The organism is Anaerotignum sp. MB30-C6, from assembly GCF_030908465.1.
In the GTDB taxonomy this organism is placed as follows: domain Bacteria; phylum Bacillota; class Clostridia; order Lachnospirales; family Anaerotignaceae; genus Chakrabartyella.
Window position 1 is genome coordinate 1,712,357 of sequence record NZ_CP133078.1, and the last position, 18,464, is coordinate 1,730,820.

Consider the following 18,464-nt stretch of genomic DNA (forward strand, 5'->3'; position numbering starts at 1 on the left):
TTATGCCGGTTCCTTATCTTTTTTCGCCTTTTCCACGCTGGCTTTGAGGGCCTCCATAAGGTCAATGACTTTTGCGGCACCATCAGGTTCAGCAGCAACAATCTCCTTACCTGAAATTTTTGTTTCGATGAGTTCCCGTAGTCTTGCTTGGTATTCATCTTTATATTGGGATGGGTTAAATGGAGTATCCATGGAGTTTATCAAAGTTTTTGCCATATTTAACTCTTGTTCCGATACTTCAGGTTTTGTATAAGGTTTTTGAAGTTCTTTAATTTCGTCGGCATAAAACATAGTGGAAATGAGAATTCCCTCCTCACGGGGAATGATTGCCATGAGCGTGTCTTTTGTTCCCATAACGGTTTTGCCAATGGCTATTTTTTGCTCACCCATCAAAGCAGACCGAAGGAGTTCAAAAGCCTTTTCACCTCCCGGCTCTGGAGCCGCCTGATAGGTCTTTTCATAGTACACAGGGGAAATCTGGTTTAATTGGGCAAAGTGTAAAATCTGTATCGACTTCTCTTTTTCTGTTTTGATTTTTTCAATTTCCTCTTCTGTGATAACAACATATTTTTCTTTATCATATTCATAACCCTTTACGATATCTTTTGTAGTCACCTCTTTACCGCAGTGGGCACAGGTTTTCTTGTATCGAATTCGGCTATTATCCTCCTTATGAAGCTGATTGAAATGTATGTCGTTATCTTGTGTAGCGGTTAACAGTGCAATGGGGATAGCTACCATGCCAAAAGTAATAACTGATTTACGTGTTACCATAATGTAAACACCTCCTCACGTTATTGTTTCCAACCCCCTTATATGTATGCGAAGTATTAAATTTGCCACTATGATTCTTCAATATTTGTCTAGGTTTGTGCAAGCTAAAGTCCCCTCCCCTATGATCATCAGCATTACTAGAGGAGTTTGAAGAGATTTTATAGATATTATAATTTCCCTGAAAAAGTTGAATATTCTTTTTTAGTTTCGTTTTTAAAACTCTAGATTTTTATCTTTCCCATACTCCATAAACATTATTTGTAATACCTATGTAATCTATGAAACGATACCAATCACACGGATTTCTTACTCAGCAAGTCATCCATGATTTTCAGTGGTATTTTCTTAAAAAAATACTTATATAATCTTCTGCCAGCTGCTTTTGCTCCCGATTGTAGTATTTTGAATGGGAATCCATAAATCCATGTTTTGCATCAAATTTATATAGTTCAAGATGGTTTTTCCCTGCAAGTTGGTCTATTACATCACCCACGTCAAACTTGTCTTCTTCGGCAAATAGTAAGAGGATAGGACAAGAAGGCTGTAGGGACAAATAGTCTCGAATGCGTGAACCATAACAGCAAATAATACCGTCAAAAGCACCATTTTCACAGCATCTCCATGCAATGGTTGCTCCCACACTAAAGCCAAGTAAGAACACGCTTTCATAAGTTTGCCTCAATTGTAGGGCAAAACTCTCAACTTCCTTGAAGTAATCAAAACCTACCTTTTCTATGAAAAATTCATAAGCTTCTTGAGCTTCGGAGTAGGGAAAAAACCCTCTGCCAAGCATATTCGGACAAAACACATGATATCCCTTGCCTGTATACTGAGAACAAACACCTTCAATAAATTGATTCACACCGTAAATTTCATGCAATATTATGATAGCTGTTTTATTATTATCTACTGTTTTCACTGATTACACCCCTTATGTATTGTCATATATCATAAAGAACTGATAATCACAGGTTCTTTGCTTCAATATGACGGATAGACTTGCTTGCTAAAAACTGGTCAAAAACTTATATTAGTTTATCAAAATATCAAAAATAATCATAGAGTGTATTCCAAATTGTGTAAATTTCTTCCCTAAAGCAGTGTTTTACCAGTATCTCTCTGGGGGTGTTTTTATTATTTCATGGGTACTTAGTTGTGGTAGAAAAAAAGCAGTGACAATTCCTTGATAATCCAAGTATCGTCACTGCCAAATATGAAGTAGCTTATGTCAGTTTCCAATTTATGCTCTCAGCCTGAAGTTTTACCATGTGGGCATAGTCCCCTTTTTGTTGAATCAGTTCACTATGTCTACCCATTTGTGATACCTTACCATCCTTTAGCAAAACAATTTTATCTGCACCGGCAATGGTTCGCATACGGTGGGCAATGACGATAACGGTTTTATTTTTCGTTAACCTGCTGATCGCCTCTTGCACCGCCGTTTCATTTTTAATATCTAGGGAAGATGTGGCCTCATCCAAAAGGATAATGGGTGCATCTTTTAAAAGTGCCCTTGCGATAGAAATTCTCTGCCGCTCACCACCAGAAAGGGTACAGCCGTTTTCTCCAATCATGGTATCGTAACCTTGGGGTAAAGCCAAAATAAAATCATGGCATTTGGCATCCTTGGCCGCCTGTTCCACCTCAAGGTCGGTAGCCCCTTTTTTACCAATACGGATATTTTCTCTTACTGTATTATTAAACAAGGTAACATCTTGGAAAACAATAGATATTTTTTCCAGCAGAGCCTCGGGTTCAATTGTAGAAATATCCTCACCACCAAGGGTGATTTTTCCCCGATTTACATCCCAAAAGCGAGCGGCAAGCTTAATGGCCGTGGACTTCCCACCACCTGAGGGGCCGACTAAAGCAGTAATACTACCTTGCTTTGCCGTAAAAGATACACCATCGAGTACCTGCTCATCCTTGTTATAGGCAAACTCCACATTAGAAAACACAATATCATAACCTTGATTCTGGATTGCATCCTTACCACTTTGAATTTCTGTGTTTTCCAGCTCCTTCATTCGATCCACACTTAAAAGGGAGTTATAAACCGCCGCAAGGTTAATCAGTGCGCCAGAAAGTGGATCAAAAATTCGAGTGGCAATCATTAGGAAAATAAAAAATGTAAGTATGTCAATTTGATTGTTCAAAAGTAGAAAAACACCCACCAGCATTGTGGTGGCAATCCCTACTTTTAGTATCATCTGGGCGGAGGTAACAAAAATTCCAGTTACCAGTTCACCACGTATGGAGAGCTTCTCATAGCTATTTAGCTTTTTGTTCATTTCTTCTAAATGCTTTTCTTCCCGACTGTTGGATTTAATATCTTTAATGTTTTCGATACACTCTTGAATTTTATCTAAATAGGAAAGCTGTACCCCTTTTGTTTTAAGATTAAAGCTATCCTGCAACTTTTTTGTTACAATACATAAAAAGAATGAAAAAGGTACAACCCAGAACACGGCAAGGCCCATTTTCCAATCAAAGAAGAGGAGACTTATGCCCACAATACAAGTGGAAATCGCAGAGCCAAATAGCTCGGGGATAAAGTGGGAAAATGCCGTTTCTAAAGTAGCGGTATCTGTCATAATTGTTGTGGTTAGGTCGGAAAGGTCCTTTTTCCCAAAAAATGAAAGGGGAAGCCTTCGCAAGGTTTCTGCAAGACTAATTCTCTTGTTGGCACTTTCCTCATAAGCAGAAAGATATGCTGCATTATATTGAAAGTAGTATCCAATGATCATTAGGATAATCATTACGAAAGAAAAACCTATGTAAACAGGTACTTTATAAACAGGTGGCTTTGAATCAAGGACAGGAAGTATCGTATCCTTTAAGTACCAAAACAGTAAAGCACTGAGCACCATCATACCGATGTTTCTAATAGCGGTCCAAATAGTTGCCCTTACCATATCTTCAGCACCCTTTTCAGTGAGGGCAAAAGTTTGTTTAAAATAATTTTTCATTATGCTTGCACCTCACTTTCTTTCCACATAAATGCAGACTGATATTCATGCCACATATCGGCATACTCTCCGTTCAGTTTTAGCAGCTCAGGATGGGAACCTTGTTCCTTAATCTGCCCATTCTCCACAACATAAAGGCAATCTGCATTTTGAACCGTGGATAGTCTATGGGCAATCATTAAAACGGTTTTCCCTTTTGTCAATTTTTCAAAGGCCAGCTGAATCTGATGTTCATTTTCCGGATCGGTGAAGGCAGTGGCTTCATCTAAAAGGATGATGGGTGCATCCTTTAAAATAGCACGAGCAAGGGCAATACGCTGTGCCTCGCCTCCGGAAAGATAAATACCCTTGGTCCCTACAACTGTGTGGATACCCTGGGGCATTTTTTTAATAATATCCTCGCAGCGGGCGGCTTTTAGTGCCCGCTCCACTTCTTGTATGCTGGCTGCAGGGTTGCCTTCCCTTACGTTATCTAAAATACTGGCTTTGTACAGGTTTGTGTTTTGGAAAACGAAGGAGATATTTTTCATAAGTTGGCTTTCCTCAATATTACGAACATCCACTCCACCGATTTTCACACAACCCTTTTCAACATCCCAAAATCTCGCCATAAGTGCCGCTAAAGTTGACTTACCCCCTCCAGAAGGCCCTACCAAAGCAACGGTTTGCCCTTGCTTAATTTTGAGGGAAACATGGCTTACTGCATTTTCGTTGCTGTTGGGGTACTTAAATGAAACATCACATAGTTCAATGTCAAAGTCTTTCGGAGTTTCAGGTTCTCTTGCTTTTTCAAGAGGGTTTTCATGAAGCAACTCATCTACTCGATTGACTGCATCCTCAGCAAGCATGGTATTTTGGCTGATCCACATAATTTTATTCATCATTGTGGCACAAATGGGTGTAAAGAACAGATAAAACAAGAAGTTTAGCAAAAAATTCTTCATATCTGAAGCACCACTGATTAGCAGAATACTGCTTAAAACCAAAAAAATAGGGGTACTGTTTATGAATGTTTGAAACATTACCATAGGTTTACGCAAATTGTAGGTATAGCCCAAAACATATTCTTTATAGTCCATAATGGCTTTGTGGAACTTCTCGAAGGAAAAAATACTTTGATTAAAGGTTTTCACAACTGGAACCCCTCGAATATATTCAACAGCTTCATTGTTCATATTCTCAAGGGCAGTTTGGTATTCTTTTAACCTGCCAGCGAGATCCTTACCAGTCATAAGGTTCATAGATAAAAATCCTAAAACAGTTGGAATTAGGCTGATTAAGCCCAGTCGCCAATCGAAAACAAAAAGCAGTATCAAAACGCCCACAGGCGTAACAAAGGCCCCAACTAAATCTGGGAGCTGGTGTGCTAAAAATGTTTCTGTTGCAGCGGCACTTTCGTTAATCACTCGTCTTATTTTGCCGCTTCCCGTTTCATTAAAATAACCAAGGGGTAGCTTCATCAAATGGGAGATGGACTGAAAACGCATATTTTTAGCAATACGAAATGCCGCTATATGAGTACACATAAGGGCAAAAAAGTATATTAGCATTGCACCAACGGCTGAAATAACCGTTAACCAAGCATTGGTAACAATGCTCTCACTCATGGTTATATTAGGATAAACTGCAAAAATTTCTTTGGCCCCTATCCAAATAAAACAAATTGGCAGAAGTCCAACGAGGGCACTGATTCCCGATAACACCATTCCCAATATGGTGAAGTATTTGTAACTGCCCGCAAAGGCAAAAAGTCTATTTAGTAGAGATGGTTTTTTATTCAACTGACACTCCTCCTTCTATAAAATAATGAAGTAATTTCTCTCGATTTTGATGTAATGGGTAGCTTTCTTTTACCCCTCCCCCACCAATTTTTATAATATAATTACAGCAATCTAAAATCAGTTCAGGGTCATGGGTAATGACCATAATGGTTTTTCCCGTTTTTGAAAGTTCCCTAAGCTGTTTAGAAACTTCTTTCATATGTGTAAAGTCCAATCCACTGGTAGGTTCATCAAAAATAATCACTTCACGGTTTGACACTACCGCTGTGGCAATTGCGGCTCGTTGTTTTTGACCACCCGACAAGGAGATGGGATGACGGTGTGAAAGATGCTCCAAATCCAATGATTTTAGCACTTTTTTTGCCAAAACTTCTTCTTCTTGATCCATACTAAGGAGAACTTCATCCAACACGCTTTCCGTAAATAGCTGATGGTTCACATCCTGCATCACCATATAGCAAGTAGAACGTCTGGCTTTCCAGTTTTCGTCCTTGCCCTCTATTTCCATAAGTCCACACTTTTTATAAATACCGCACAGGCATTTGGCAAAGGTGGATTTACCAGCCCCATTTTCTCCGATAATAGCTGTTACACTTCCCTTTGGAATATAGAACGGGTTCATATGTAAGCTGTGTTTTTTTGCAGACTTGTGCATATAACAAAACCCTTTGAAGGCGATGTGCTTTTGAAAAACAGGCTTTTCCTCTGACTTATAAGGCAGAAGTTCTTGTAACCTTGCGCATCTTAGGCCCATGCTATTTCTTGTGATAGGTGGAAGGTTTAAAAAGTCTTCTCTTGTATAGCTTTTTTCAATTTTGCCATCCACCATAAGGATAATTTTATCCGCTAAGTCCATCAGGTAATGCAAGCGGTGTTCTGCAACCACAATGGTTTTACCTTGTTTTTTCAAGTTAGCCATTGTATTTCTAAGCAGAGCAATGCCCTGTACATCTAAGTTAGAAGATGGCTCATCGAATAGATAGATATTCGGGTTTGGAGCAGATACTGAAGCACAAGCGATTCGCTGTTTTTCCCCACCTGAAAGTTGGGATACATCCCTTTCTAAGAGGTGAGAGATTGAAAAAGAAGAAATACTTTTTGTGACACGTTGATGTATTTCTCTTTTTGTCATACCAAGGTTTTCACATATAAAAGCCAACTCGGAAAACACATCTTGATTGAAAAATTGACTTTTGGGATTTTGAAATACCGAACCCACTTCTCTGGCAATATCATAAAGCGGTAGTTGTGAAATAGAGTTATTGTCTAGTAATGTCTCCCCTTCCAGTTTTCCATCATAGTAATGGGGAATTAGTCCGTTAAGAAGTCTAGTGATACTGGTTTTGCCACACCCAGATTTACCACAAAGGACAATAAACTCTCCTTTTTTAATAGATAAATTAATATTGTTTAAACTTTTTCTTTCCTCACCTTCATAGGAGAAAGAAACATTCTTTAGTGTTATCATGTTACGTTCCCCCTTTAAAGTAGTGTGGTTATGAAAACAAAAACTGTAAACACACCTAGAATCCAAAAAGCATAGTCCAAAGCCCGAAACCCTATACTGCAAATATTTGTTCTTTTAATGGGGCTTCCCAGTCCCCTTGCCAATGCAGAGGCGGATAATTCTTCTCCCGTTTTCACGGAGCAAGTAATCATGGGAATCAGTCTATACTCCAATATTTTAGACGGATGCCTCCCACCAAAGCGAATCCCTCGCATTCCCATGGCATCATGGACAGCACCTGCCTCTTCCATGGCTACGGGGAAAAAGCGCATCATGACTGCAATGGGAATAATCAGCTTATCCGTAAGGTGCATTTTTTCCATTGCACCCACAAGCTCACTCACCCTGGTTGTGGAGATAAAGTAATATCCAGACATAATATTTGGTAATATTCTGACGAATACGCCAATGCTAAAAAGTAAAATGTAATTTAGAACCCCTTTGGTATGTTCAAATAGGGTAACTTGCAATACATGAAATGCAACATAAAAAATTGCAGCCAGTAGTACAGGTTTTCTCTTTCCACCAAAAAATAGCAACCCTAGGGGAATAAAGGTTATAACATGACGTAGTATTTCCATGGTAGTATCGGCGCCACCAGCTCCACCAAAAACGAAAACGCTATTCAAGGCTAGAATGAGTAATTTGGTACGTGGGTCAATTATATAAAAAGGAGTTTTATCCGTTTCCATTAGATGATCCCCGCCCGCTTAAAGTGTTTTTTGCATGCTGTGCGGCCGATTACGCCCCCCACCAAAGCAAATAGGAAGCAAGCGGCAAACATTACAGGGGCCAGATGCAGGGGCATTAGTTTTTCCAATGCAGTGGCGTATTCAGCACCGTAGCCTTCTGTCAACATTTCAAACTGCGCTTTTCGACCTATGTAAAACGGCATGAAGTTCCCAAAGAGCCAACAGCTAAATACTCCGTAGCCAAGAAGGCTTTTTTTAGAACTTTGGTAATCACCGCTTCTTATCATAAGGTCAGCAAGCAGCCCAAAAATCAGACCCGTAGCAATGCTGTAAATCCCCATACCTGTGATGAACATGAAAAGCCCATTTAGTAAAGAAAAAATAGTTATCATACCAAATTTCTTTGTTCTGGATAAAAATAGCATAAAAGGTATCCCTCCAACAATGGGAACCAGAACTGATAAAAGAGGGATAAAAATGGGGATAAACCCGAGAAAACCCACCACCATAATGGATGCAAAATAGATTGCAGTATAAATACCTACCGTGACTAAATCTTTACCCGTTAATTTGCTATTGCGACTCGTTGTTGACATACTGTCCTCCTTAAAATATTATTTAAACCTCCTTGAGGAGCGTTTATGGTGTAAAGTTAGAATAAACTAACCTGAGGAGAAAAGAATAAGGGTCATTGCCCCTCTTTGTTAGTCTTGGCTAACATGTGGTTAAAAATATTAGGACTCTCGCCCCAATATCTCTTTCCATCCTGCGTAATGAAAGTTTTGTAGCTTTTCCATATATGCCAATGCTTCTGCCTTTTGCAAGTTATGGTGTATTGCTTCAAGGGTATTATATAGCCCCGATGATGCCATTACATGAACAAAAAAACGGTCAGAATCACTCAATTCCCTGCCCTCACGCTGAAACATTGCTAAGGTGGATTGTTCTTCTATCTCAATCAGTTCATCCTTAAAGGTTGCATATTTTGTTCCATTTGAGTAGAAAAAAATTAAGGAAGCGATTTCCAGATTATCATACAGATAATCCAAAAAAGCTACAGTGGCCTTTTTTAGCATTTCTTGGGATTGCCTCGTTACAAATGCAGGCATAGCCTCACACTTTGCATGTTCTAGGGCATACACATCACGTAGTTCCCTGGCAACTGGCCCTACCAGTGCATAGAATAACTCCTCTTTACTTTTAAAATGATTATACAAGGCACCTGTGGTGACGTTTGCATTTGAAGCAATTTCACGCATATTGGCTCCAACAAAGCCTTTGGCTAAAAACTCTGCTTTTGCGCACTCCAAGATACGTTCTTTGGTCAAATCTGAAGAGTAACTCAACGACATACCTCCGATAACATTGTTATTTATAGTAACGATGTTATCACTTTGTCAGCCTATTGTCAATGGGTCTTTGTATTTTATTTATCAGGCAGATTTCTCGTTCGTTGTATAAACTGATTTTACATTTGACTTATGGGACAGCCAAATTCCCTTTGGTTGAAGTTTTACTGATGTAATGGTAAAATTATAAAAAAATAGGTATGTTTATGGAGGGTGATTCCAATAAAAAATATTTTAGTCGTTGATGATAATGCGGAGATTTTGGACATAATATCTTACCATTTAAACAAAAAAGGTTATCATACTTTGCTTGCTACAGACGCAAGTTCCGCCTTGCATATCATTAAGGAAAATGAAATTTCTGCCGCAATTTTAGATGTAATGATGCCCGAAACGGATGGCTTTCAACTTTGTAGAATCATTCGTCAGCAGTATTTCTTCCCTATCCTTTTTTTAACGGCAAAGGCCCATGAAGATGATACATTAGAAGGCTTGGCGTGTGGTGCTGATGACTATATGGTTAAGCCTTTTTCTTCAAAAGAGCTTTTGGCCAGAGTAGAGTCGTTAATTAGAAGAAATACACACTATAATTTAAAACAGTCGACTTCTGTTTGCCAAATTGCAAACCTTAAATACAATCAGCAGACGGGCTTGATTACCATCAAAGAAATTCCATTGGATTTGACGGATATTGAGTATCGAATATTGGTGCTTCTCATCAATCAAAAGGGAGACCCATTAAACACAGAGGCTATTTATAGCAAGATATGGGGGGATCCCTTCACAATCTCATCAAACAACAATGTGGTAGTACATATTAAAAATATCCGCAAAAAAATCGGCTCTTTAGACCAGCAAGTAGAATATATCCATACTGTATGGGGGAAAGGATATGCCATTTATGTCTAGATCAACGCCTTATGGTCTTACTTCCCAATTTCTTCATATAACAGCTAGGTATCTATTGTATTTACTTTTTTTGTTTGCTTTTATTCTCTTCATGGGCAATGCCATGATTGACAAATTTTTAGGGGCAACTCCCGATAAGCACGTTTATGAAGATATTTTATTTGTCTTTGACTTGTTATTGTGCTTCGGTATTTATGTTATCCTAATGATTCGTTTTTTGAAAAAACAGCAGAAATATATTACTTACTTAGTTGATACGATCCATTTAATGAAGGGCGGGAATTTTAGAAAACAAATTGAAATTACAGGGAATAACGAATTGTCTCACTTAGCAACCCATATAGATGAATTACGAAAAACTGTAGGGAATGATAAAGAATTAGAAAAGCGAAAAACGGAAAAAGAACGACGGTTAATCGCTTCGATCTCCCATGACCTAAGAACCCCCCTTACCACATTAACGGGATATTTAGAAATCTTATTGGATGAAGATTTTCAAGATGAGGTCAAGGAAAAACGATATTTACTCCATTGTTTAGACCGTGCCAATCAATTACAATATTTAATCGCAACGGCTTTTGAGCATTTCTACCTTACTGAAAAAGAAAATTCTGAAATTGAGCTGCTTCGATGCAATTCTTTTCAAAATTTGTTGCGCATCATTGAGAACTGTTCCTCTATTTTGCAACAAAAAGGATACGAAATCCAATGGGATTTACCCCTATGTCGTTACTCTTTGGTTTACGATACTCGAATGATGGAACGGCTTTTTGACAATGTTTTTACCAATATTGTAAGGTATGGCCATGGGGACGATGCAGTATTGATTCGTGGTGAAGTAACAAAGTATTCTTTCATAATCTCATTAAAAAATACCATTGGATATCATAACGCTTCCAATCAAAGCACTGGAATTGGACTAAAAAACTGCAAGAAAATTATGGATATACATAAAGGGAGTTTTATATCAGAAGCAATCGATCGTAGTTTCCTGGTTTCTATAACATTTCCAATACAGAACAAAGGATAACCGCTTCTTATCGGTTATCCTTTGTTTTTAAACCCCGCATTGCATTTCTTGAACGGATAGTATGCGGTCGCAGAGCTTTGCCAGAAGCTCTGTCTCGTGACTGATAATCATGAGACCCAGATTTCTTTCACGGCAAATTTTTATCAACTCTTTCCATATCTTTGCTTGGGTTACAGCGTCTAACATGGTTGTCATTTCATCCGCAATTAAAAATTTTGTTTCCGGAGCCAATGCCCTCACAATGCAAAATCTTTGCATTTCCCCTCCGGAAATCTCAACAGGATACCGATGATACCATTCCTCCCGAATGCCAAAGCGGTCTAATATCTCCTGATCTGGCTGATAGCTTTCTGTAAGGGAACGATACATACGCCACTTAGGGTTTAGAGCTTTTTCCGGGTGCTGATAAATCATCTGAACAGGTTGATAGCTTCCCTTTACAAAGGCCTTGTTGTCAACAACGACTCTACCTGCAATAGGAGATAAGTAGTTGGCCATCACTTTAGCAAAGGTACTTTTGCCGCAACCGCTGTACCCCGATATCCCAACAACCTCGCCTCTTTTTAATTCGAAGTTGACATTTTGAAAAAGCCAATTGTTCTTTTCATACCAAAATCCAATATTCTCAGCGATTAATGACATAATTTTACCTCCTGATACAATGTAAACTCATTGGTAGGCAAGCTCCTCCAAAGGGCTTTTGTATATGGATGAGAAAGCTTTTCTCCTTTTCCATGAAAACAGTCCACGTCAACGGTTTCAATGGCTTCCCCTTCTCGCAGAACCGTTACCCGATCACTAATGGATAAAGCAGATACAATATCATGGGTAATCAACATCACCGATGCCCCCTCGTCTGCAAAGGCACGAAGCTGATTTAATATGGCACTTAACGCTTCTGGATGAATTCCCGGAGTGGGTTCATCCGCAATTACCAGTTTAACGCCCTCTCTAACGCTGGTGGCAAATAAAATACGTCGAAGCATTCCCCCTGAAAGTTCAAAGGGGTAACGCTCCTTATCTCCTTGTTTTAATCCGTATTGTTGCAATAATTGTGCCTCGGTTTTTGACGCACTTTCCTTTGGTAAACCAATTTTAATTTGCTTGCCTACTTTCATAAGTGGGTCTAAATAGTTGACCGATTGAGGAATAAAGGCAATCTCCTTGCCCCTTAGTTGCTTTATTCTTTTTTCTGTTAAAGGCTCGCCCATATAATCCATGGTACCGCTACAAATGGCATTGGAAGGCAATATTCCTAATACGGCATGGGCCAACAAACTTTTGCCTGAGCCACTTGCCCCAATAACGGCATGAACCTCTCCCGCTTTCAGGTCAATATTTAGACAACCAATGGGCGTAATGATTTTTTGTTTCAGGCCTTTCACATATTGTGAGAAGGAAACGGATAAATTTTTTACAGATAAAACACTTTTACTACTCATTTTACACCTCCTATTGGTTTGCACTATTGGGGTTAATCAGCATTCTAAACTGCTCGCCAATACCATCAAAACTCTTAACAATCAGAATGAGCAACAACCCTGGGAACACGGCCAACCACCAGTCGCCAATAGAGATATGTTTTACTGCCTCTGACAATATTAAGCCGATGGAAGGGGTTTGGACAGATAAACCGAAGCCTAAAAAGGTAATTGCCGCCTCATGAATAATTGCATGAGGGAAAAGCAATAAAAACCCTACCATTATTTGAGGAAGGATATGGGGTAATATATGCCCAATAACAATAAAGGCTCTTGATTTGCCAAAATTTCTGGAAAGTTTAATATATTCACTATTTTTAATGCTTAAAACTTCATTTCTAATAATTCTTGTTAGGGATGGCCAGTGGGTTAAACCAACCCCTAGGATAACACCCTTAACTCCCCCACCTACCATAAATGAAATTAAAATGATAAACACCAGATGAGGGATACCAATAAACATATCTACCAGCCAAGAAATAATTGCGTCGGCTTTTTTACCCAGAGTTGCAGCCATAATGCCTAAACAGGTGGCGATAGTTGCCCCAACAAAGGCACCAACAAAACCCACTGCCAAAGATAAACGCAAGCCTTTTAACGTTCTGGTAAGCATATCACGCCCAAGCCAATCTGTACCAAAAAGGTGCAGCCAAGATGGGGGTAGGCTTTTTTGTGAGAAGTCAGTAACCAAAAGGTCATCGCTTAGGGAATAGCTCAGTATTAAGGCGATTATGATAATTCCAATTGACATAGAAAGAGAAAAAATGAGTCGGCTTCTTGCGTTGTATTTCTTAATCAAGTGTATTTCCCTCCTTCAATCTTGGATTAATTATAGCGTTCAATATGTCTGCAATCATGTTTCCTGCGAAAACAAAAATGGCACTGATCATGACAATACCCATTAACAGAGGAAGGTCACTTTTTAGCCCTGCCTCAGTTAGGGTAGAACCCAGCCCTGGATAAGAAAAAACCTGTTCTGCCAAAACAGAACCGCCAAACAGCTCACCGAAGTATGCAAAGTGTAGTGTTATGGCAGGAAGGGCAACATTGCGAATACCATGATTCTTTAGGATTTCCCATGTGGTTTCCCCCCTAGTTTTTGCAAATAAAACATATTCGGAATTTAAAACATCAATCATTTTTTCCCTTGTATGTAGTGTCACGTTAGCAATGCCTAATACACTTAGCGTGGCCACTGGCAATATCATATGATGGATTCGATCCCACAAAGTAACTTGACTACTCACTACGCCAATGGGTACAGAAATTCCAATGGGGAACCATCTCAGCCACACTGAAAAAACAATTAATAGCATCAATCCAAGCCAAAATGTCGGCACTGATGCCTGAATATAAGAAAGCCATTTTATGAATCGATCGGTGGGCTTTCCTTTTTTCACGGCAGCAAGAATGCCCAAACAAAATCCGATTGAGCCAGATAGCACCCAAGAAATGCCCATTAAGGCAAAAGATGCGGTAAACTTCTCTGCAACAATATCTGCCACAGGTCGTCTTTGTATTTTTGAATTACCCATCTCTCCCCCAATGAAATTTTTAAGCCACGTAAAATACTGCACATGAGGGGGGTCGTTTAATCCCCAGTGTTCCTCCAAAGCTTCCCGTTGCTCCAATGTAATGGAAGTTTCGCTTCCGATATAGGCCGAAATGGGGTCAATCGGAGAATTATGCATCATTGTAAAGGTTAAAATGGATAGACCAATCAGTAGGGATATACCTCGTATACACTTTAATCCTAGGAATTTTATTTTTTCCAAATGTTTCACTCCTTTAAAAAGAGTGCAGTGAGAATTTACACCGCACTCCTGTTTTAGAATTATTCTGCAGTAGCTTCTGCATCCCATGTCCACTCGCCAACATTGGCAAGGAGGGACCATTCATGTCCATGTGTATGGATTGGTTGTTCACCAAAATTGATTCTTGCATCTCCTAAATGGATATGATCCAAACGGATGAGCCATACAAAAGGTACGTCTCCCAAGCCGCTGGCTCCTGTTTCTCCATCCCATTGTGCAAGTTTCCAATACTTATTGGCTTCCTCTTGTTTGCTTGCATGCATGGCCTTTTCCATATATCCTGCAACAACAGGGTTGTCGTAGTAAACGATATTATTATAGGAAATGCCTGCACCTTTGATGTCGTGCATGGTGTGGAATTGATGGGGATGATGTCTGCCCCCTGCAAAAAGAATTGGACTAGAGTGCATAATTGTCTGCATTTCATCCCAGTTGCTACCAACTAACTCTATGTCAATTCCTAATTTTTTCGCCTGCTCTGCCACCACCAGTGCTGTGTTGGTTCTAACAACATCGGCAGAAGGATGATAAAGCTTGAAGCTTGCTTTCAAACCATCTTTTTCACGAATTCCGTCGTTATCGGTATCAACCCAACCTGCTTCTTCTAATATGGCCATTGCTTCTTCAACACGATTATCCTCCACGGCGGTTTCTTCATTCCACCAAGGCATTTTATCAACCAAGGAGAACGCTTTTTTACCGTGACCATTTAAAACGGTATTTACCATTTCTTCTCGGTCAAGGCCGATAAACATTGCTTTTCGAATGGCAATATCAGAGGTTACGTCGTTTCCTATGGGATACCCTTCGGGGGTTTTTCCATACCCGCTTTTTTGCGTAGGCATGGATACACCTCTAACGTCGTTGCTCTCGTAGGAAAACTGTTTAAAGCCTTCAATTTCCTCATCAGCGAATTCTGGCAATGTGTAAATTAAGTCTACTGTGCCATTTTTAGCTGCTGCCAAAGCCGCATTTTCATCTAAGAAAAGCAAAGTAATCTTTTTAAAGTGAGGTGCTTTCCCATGAAAATAAGGGTTGGCCTCAAGAATTGCCTGCTGATCCTTATCCCATTGCACCAGCATATAAGGTCCTGAGCCGATGGGGTTTTCTGAATAATTGTCGTCGTAATGATCTTTTGGTAATATTACGATTTCTGTGAGCTGTGCAAAGAATGTGGAGCGGGGTTCAGAAAGATGAAAAACCATTGTTTTATCATCTTTTATCTCAACTTTCTTAAGGAAACTAAGATCCCAGTTTACACCATCTTCCTTTAGCATTTCATATGTAAACTTTACGTCCTCTGCAGTAACATCCTCACCATTGGAAAATTTGAAATTATCATCCAAGTGGAATGTCCAAATCAATCCATCCTCACTAACTTCAAACTCCTTAGCAAAATCCCCCACAATTTCTAACTGGGGTGTCTTTTTCAATAATGTACTATGTAGGATTTGTGATTGACTGTATAATCCCCACCGCTTTCTAGGATCGAACTCTCCCGGCGGACGGGTTCCCATGCTAATCACTAGCTCCTCCTTTATTTCTGAACTTGTCTGATCTGCATTCACCACAGGCTGTTCTTGGCTTGAGCAACCAGCTAAAACACTTACGGCCAGCAAACCAGTGCAAACTAAGCTTATGCACCTTTTAAACTTCATAGATATCCTCCCTTTTATACTTTATAGTTAGCCTTTGCTAACCAAATACAATTATACATTTCTAGAAACTTTAATCAATCGTTATAAAGCAATCTTCACTTTTCTTCACAATTACAAGTTTTCCTTTTCTGGCTATAAATGTTCAGAAAGTATGGCTTTTTAAATAGTTTGCCATGGAAACTCCTTTCTTGTAAGAGTGGACTTCATCTCCTTACTTTGAGCAAATTTCAAGCTAGCTATACTTCATTCGTTGAAGGAATTCGTTAGCTTATTATAAGGAGGGGTTATTCACTTCACGGTAATTTTCCCTAGCCACCGTACTGATTGAGTAGATAATCAAACGAAGTGACATGTCCGTATAAGAAAATCTTTTTTCGAAGGAGTCCTTTATTATGATTTTTTCTTCTTAATATATATTTTTTACGGCCAGCTCAATTTATTTTAATGGTAAGGCGGCTCTATGATATAAATACCAGAATAACCAACAATCTGTCTTGGAGAATTCCTCTTATAAGCCTTAAAGTCTACCCTTTCACGAATCACCTCTTTTTATTAAGAAACTTATTCATCCCTATCTTTGAAAAAATTCTTCCATGAATATTGACTTTTTTTTTCCTAAGTGATATATTTATTTTAATTTGGTTTGTAATTGAGATTACATTCCATTTATGAATAAAGTGCATAGGGGAGCTTGTGAGCAGGCTGAGAAAAAATGATAACGTTTTGACCCTTAAACCTGATTTGGGTAATGCCAACGTAGGAAAAAAACAGGATTATTCTGTGGCATACCTAATGGTATGTCTTTTTTTGACTGTTCTTTATTCGCAAAGGTAGAGGAGGAGCGTCCTAGACCTTTTTAAAAAACAATCAAATAGCGAGGGAGCCGGTGTTTCCGGTTGAGAGGGAGCTTTTGAGATCCGACCGCCTTTTTTCTAAGGTTTTCCTATGGGAACGCTATTTTTATATTGAATTTTTGCGCCCATGAGAGGACCTGAGTTTCTCATGGGTTTTTTATTTGCTTTTTGAAAGGAGACAAAAAATGAAAACACAAAGTAACACTTTAAAAATCGTATTTCTCTCTATGATGGTGGCCATCGGAGTGGTCATCTCTCCCCTTTTGCGGATTGAGGGAATGTGCCCCACAGCCCACTTAATTAATATTGTTTGTGCAGTCTTTATGGGACCTTGGTACGCCCTCTTAAATGCCACACTCATTGGCGTGATTCGTATGCTCTTTATGGGAATTCCTCCATTGGCATTAACAGGAGCTGTGTTTGGTGCTACATTATCTGGGCTTTTATATCGAGCTTCCAAGGGCAACCTTTTGTTTGCTGTAATCGGTGAAGTGATTGGTACAGGTATTATCGGCTCTATAATCTCCTACCCTATTATGAAGTTTTTAGTGGGTAAGGCCTCCTTGACATGGTTTTTCTACACACCTATGTTTTTGACTGCAACATTAATGGGTGGTAGTGTGGCATACTTGTTCTTGATGGTACTAAAGAAGAATGGCATGCTCCAAAAATTTCAGGAATCCCTTGGTACTAAAGTTTATAAAAGGAGCTTATAATGGACTATTACATAGTGGACACTTTTGCAGATTCACTTTTTACAGGAAACCCTACAGGCATCTGTATTTTGAAAAGCACTTTGGCGGATGAGGTCATGCAGAAAATTGCAGAAGAAAATATGTACTCGGAAACCGCATTTGTGGAAAAAGTAGACGATGGATATTCTCTTCGTTTTTTTACACCAGTAAAAGAAGTTCCCCTTTGTGTTCATGCAGTTTTGGGTGCTTCCTACGTCATCCATCATTTTTTAGAGGCAAATGTTTCCACAATCCTGCTTGAATCAAAAGGCGGTAGTCTAAAGGTTTTATGTGAAGGAAACAAATATAAAATTCAGACCCCCATCTTTTCTTACACACCGTTTCACGAGATGGAGGAAATTGGAGATATTTTGGGAATCCAGCCAACAGAAGGATATCTTTCTCGTGATTTATTTTTTCTTCTGGATTCTCCTAAAGAAGTTTTGGCAATCAAGCCTGACTTTGAAAGGATGAAAAATCTTCCCCATGGACTTGGTGTTATTGTAACAGCAAAGGGAACGGATAGCGACTTTGTTTCTCGCTGTTTTTTTCCGAAGTTAGGGGTGAACGAAGATATGGCAACGGGTTCTTCCAACTGCATTATCGCCCCTTTCTGGGCTTCACGGCTGAATAAAAAAAAGCTTATGGTAAAGCAACTTTCTCAACGAACAGGACATATGGTTTGTCATGTGGAAGGTGATCATGTTATCCTTGAAGGAAAGGCAGTTTTATATTTAAAAGGTGAGATTCAAGTGCTCTAATTCATAAATTTTAAGGGGTGTTGTATTCAGACACCCCTTTCTCGTTATGTCCCCTTTCATCCAGGCCCTTCTTCCCTTACAAAACATACATACCCCTAATTACCTTAGTATATTAAAAATGTCATATTAAGATAAATATATAGCACGATAT

17 protein-coding genes and 1 riboswitch are annotated in these 18,464 nt (G+C 39.2%); of the genes, 4 read left to right on the forward strand and 13 right to left on the reverse strand.

The genetic code is table 11. From position 1 onward, the window contains the following. The 8 genes from ku to RBQ60_RS08585 form a co-directional block, all read right to left on the reverse strand. Nucleotides 1-774 (reverse strand): non-homologous end joining protein Ku, encoded by a 774-nt coding sequence (gene ku, locus RBQ60_RS08550; RefSeq protein WP_307883291.1) that lies wholly within the window; start codon nt 772-774, stop codon nt 1-3. Nucleotides 775-1,105: 331 nt separating this feature from the next. Beyond that, nucleotides 1,106-1,693, reverse strand: a complete 588-nt coding sequence (locus tag RBQ60_RS08555) for a dienelactone hydrolase family protein (RefSeq protein WP_307883292.1) — start codon at nt 1,691-1,693, stop codon at nt 1,106-1,108. A 304-nt stretch (nt 1,694-1,997) separates the two neighbouring features. Further along, entirely contained in the window at nt 1,998-3,743 is a 1,746-nt protein-coding gene (locus tag RBQ60_RS08560) for an ABC transporter ATP-binding protein (RefSeq protein WP_307883293.1), read from the reverse strand. Next, nucleotides 3,743-5,524, reverse strand: coding sequence for an ABC transporter ATP-binding protein (locus RBQ60_RS08565; RefSeq protein ID WP_307883294.1), 1,782 nt, complete (start codon nt 5,522-5,524; stop codon nt 3,743-3,745). Before RBQ60_RS08565 ends, RBQ60_RS08560 begins: the two co-directional genes overlap by 1 nt. Continuing rightward, nucleotides 5,517-6,992 (reverse strand): ABC transporter ATP-binding protein, encoded by a 1,476-nt coding sequence (locus RBQ60_RS08570; protein WP_307883295.1) that lies wholly within the window; start codon nt 6,990-6,992, stop codon nt 5,517-5,519. Before RBQ60_RS08570 ends, RBQ60_RS08565 begins: the two co-directional genes overlap by 8 nt. A gap of 14 nt (nt 6,993-7,006) precedes the next feature. Further along, nucleotides 7,007-7,723 carry an energy-coupling factor transporter transmembrane component T gene (locus RBQ60_RS08575; protein WP_307883296.1) on the reverse strand — a complete coding sequence of 239 codons (717 nt, stop codon included), beginning with the start codon at nt 7,721-7,723 and terminating at the stop codon, nt 7,007-7,009. Beyond that, the gene (locus RBQ60_RS08580) at nt 7,723-8,319 is read right to left on the reverse strand and encodes an MptD family putative ECF transporter S component (protein WP_307883297.1); all 597 of its coding nucleotides are present in this window, start codon (nt 8,317-8,319) and stop codon (nt 7,723-7,725) included. The genes RBQ60_RS08575 and RBQ60_RS08580 overlap by 1 nt, the downstream gene beginning before the upstream one ends. Before the next feature lie 138 nt (nt 8,320-8,457). Beyond that, complete coding sequence (locus RBQ60_RS08585) at nt 8,458-9,069, reverse strand: TetR/AcrR family transcriptional regulator (protein ID WP_307883298.1); 612 nt, start codon at nt 9,067-9,069, stop codon at nt 8,458-8,460. Nucleotides 9,070-9,285: 216 nt separating this feature from the next. Between RBQ60_RS08585 and RBQ60_RS08590 the strand changes: the two genes are divergently transcribed. Both RBQ60_RS08590 and RBQ60_RS08595 read left to right on the forward strand, forming a co-directional pair. After that, nucleotides 9,286-9,981, forward strand: coding sequence for a response regulator transcription factor (locus RBQ60_RS08590; protein WP_307883299.1), 696 nt, complete (start codon nt 9,286-9,288; stop codon nt 9,979-9,981). Further along, a complete protein-coding gene (locus RBQ60_RS08595; RefSeq protein WP_307883300.1) occupies nt 9,974-11,011 on the forward strand; it encodes a sensor histidine kinase in 1,038 nt (345 codons plus the stop codon). Before RBQ60_RS08590 ends, RBQ60_RS08595 begins: the two co-directional genes overlap by 8 nt. Nucleotides 11,012-11,038: 27 nt before the next feature. On the opposite strand, the gene RBQ60_RS08600 is transcribed toward RBQ60_RS08595, so the two are convergent. From RBQ60_RS08600 to RBQ60_RS08620, 5 genes are read right to left on the reverse strand one after another with little or no spacing between them, the layout of a single operon-like run. Next, the gene (locus RBQ60_RS08600; protein ID WP_307883301.1) at nt 11,039-11,653 is read right to left on the reverse strand and encodes an ABC transporter ATP-binding protein; all 615 of its coding nucleotides are present in this window, start codon (nt 11,651-11,653) and stop codon (nt 11,039-11,041) included. Beyond that, complete coding sequence (locus tag RBQ60_RS08605; RefSeq protein ID WP_307883302.1) at nt 11,644-12,453, reverse strand: ATP-binding cassette domain-containing protein; 810 nt, start codon at nt 12,451-12,453, stop codon at nt 11,644-11,646. The genes RBQ60_RS08600 and RBQ60_RS08605 overlap by 10 nt, the downstream gene beginning before the upstream one ends. 10 nt (nt 12,454-12,463) lie before the next feature. After that, on the reverse strand, nt 12,464-13,291 hold the full coding sequence (locus tag RBQ60_RS08610; RefSeq protein ID WP_307883303.1) for an ABC transporter permease: 828 nt from the start codon (nt 13,289-13,291) through the stop codon (nt 12,464-12,466). Beyond that, on the reverse strand, nt 13,284-14,276 hold the full coding sequence (locus tag RBQ60_RS08615) for an ABC transporter permease (protein WP_334307457.1): 993 nt from the start codon (nt 14,274-14,276) through the stop codon (nt 13,284-13,286). Before RBQ60_RS08615 ends, RBQ60_RS08610 begins: the two co-directional genes overlap by 8 nt. Before the next feature lie 50 nt (nt 14,277-14,326). After that, nucleotides 14,327-15,964, reverse strand: coding sequence for an ABC transporter substrate-binding protein (locus tag RBQ60_RS08620; RefSeq protein WP_307883305.1), 1,638 nt, complete (start codon nt 15,962-15,964; stop codon nt 14,327-14,329). Nucleotides 15,965-16,637: 673 nt separating this feature from the next. Then, a riboswitch (TPP riboswitch) is annotated at nt 16,638-16,744 on the forward strand. Between the two features lie 259 nt (nt 16,745-17,003). Here RBQ60_RS08620 and thiW point away from each other — a divergent pair. Both thiW and RBQ60_RS08630 read left to right on the forward strand, forming a co-directional pair. Then, nucleotides 17,004-17,534: an energy coupling factor transporter S component ThiW gene (thiW, locus tag RBQ60_RS08625; protein ID WP_307883306.1), complete on the forward strand. Its 531-nt coding sequence runs from the start codon at nt 17,004-17,006 to the stop codon at nt 17,532-17,534. Continuing rightward, nucleotides 17,534-18,313, forward strand: a complete 780-nt coding sequence (locus RBQ60_RS08630) for a PhzF family phenazine biosynthesis protein (RefSeq protein ID WP_307883307.1) — start codon at nt 17,534-17,536, stop codon at nt 18,311-18,313. Before thiW ends, RBQ60_RS08630 begins: the two co-directional genes overlap by 1 nt. Nucleotides 18,314-18,464: the final 151 nt, after the last annotated feature.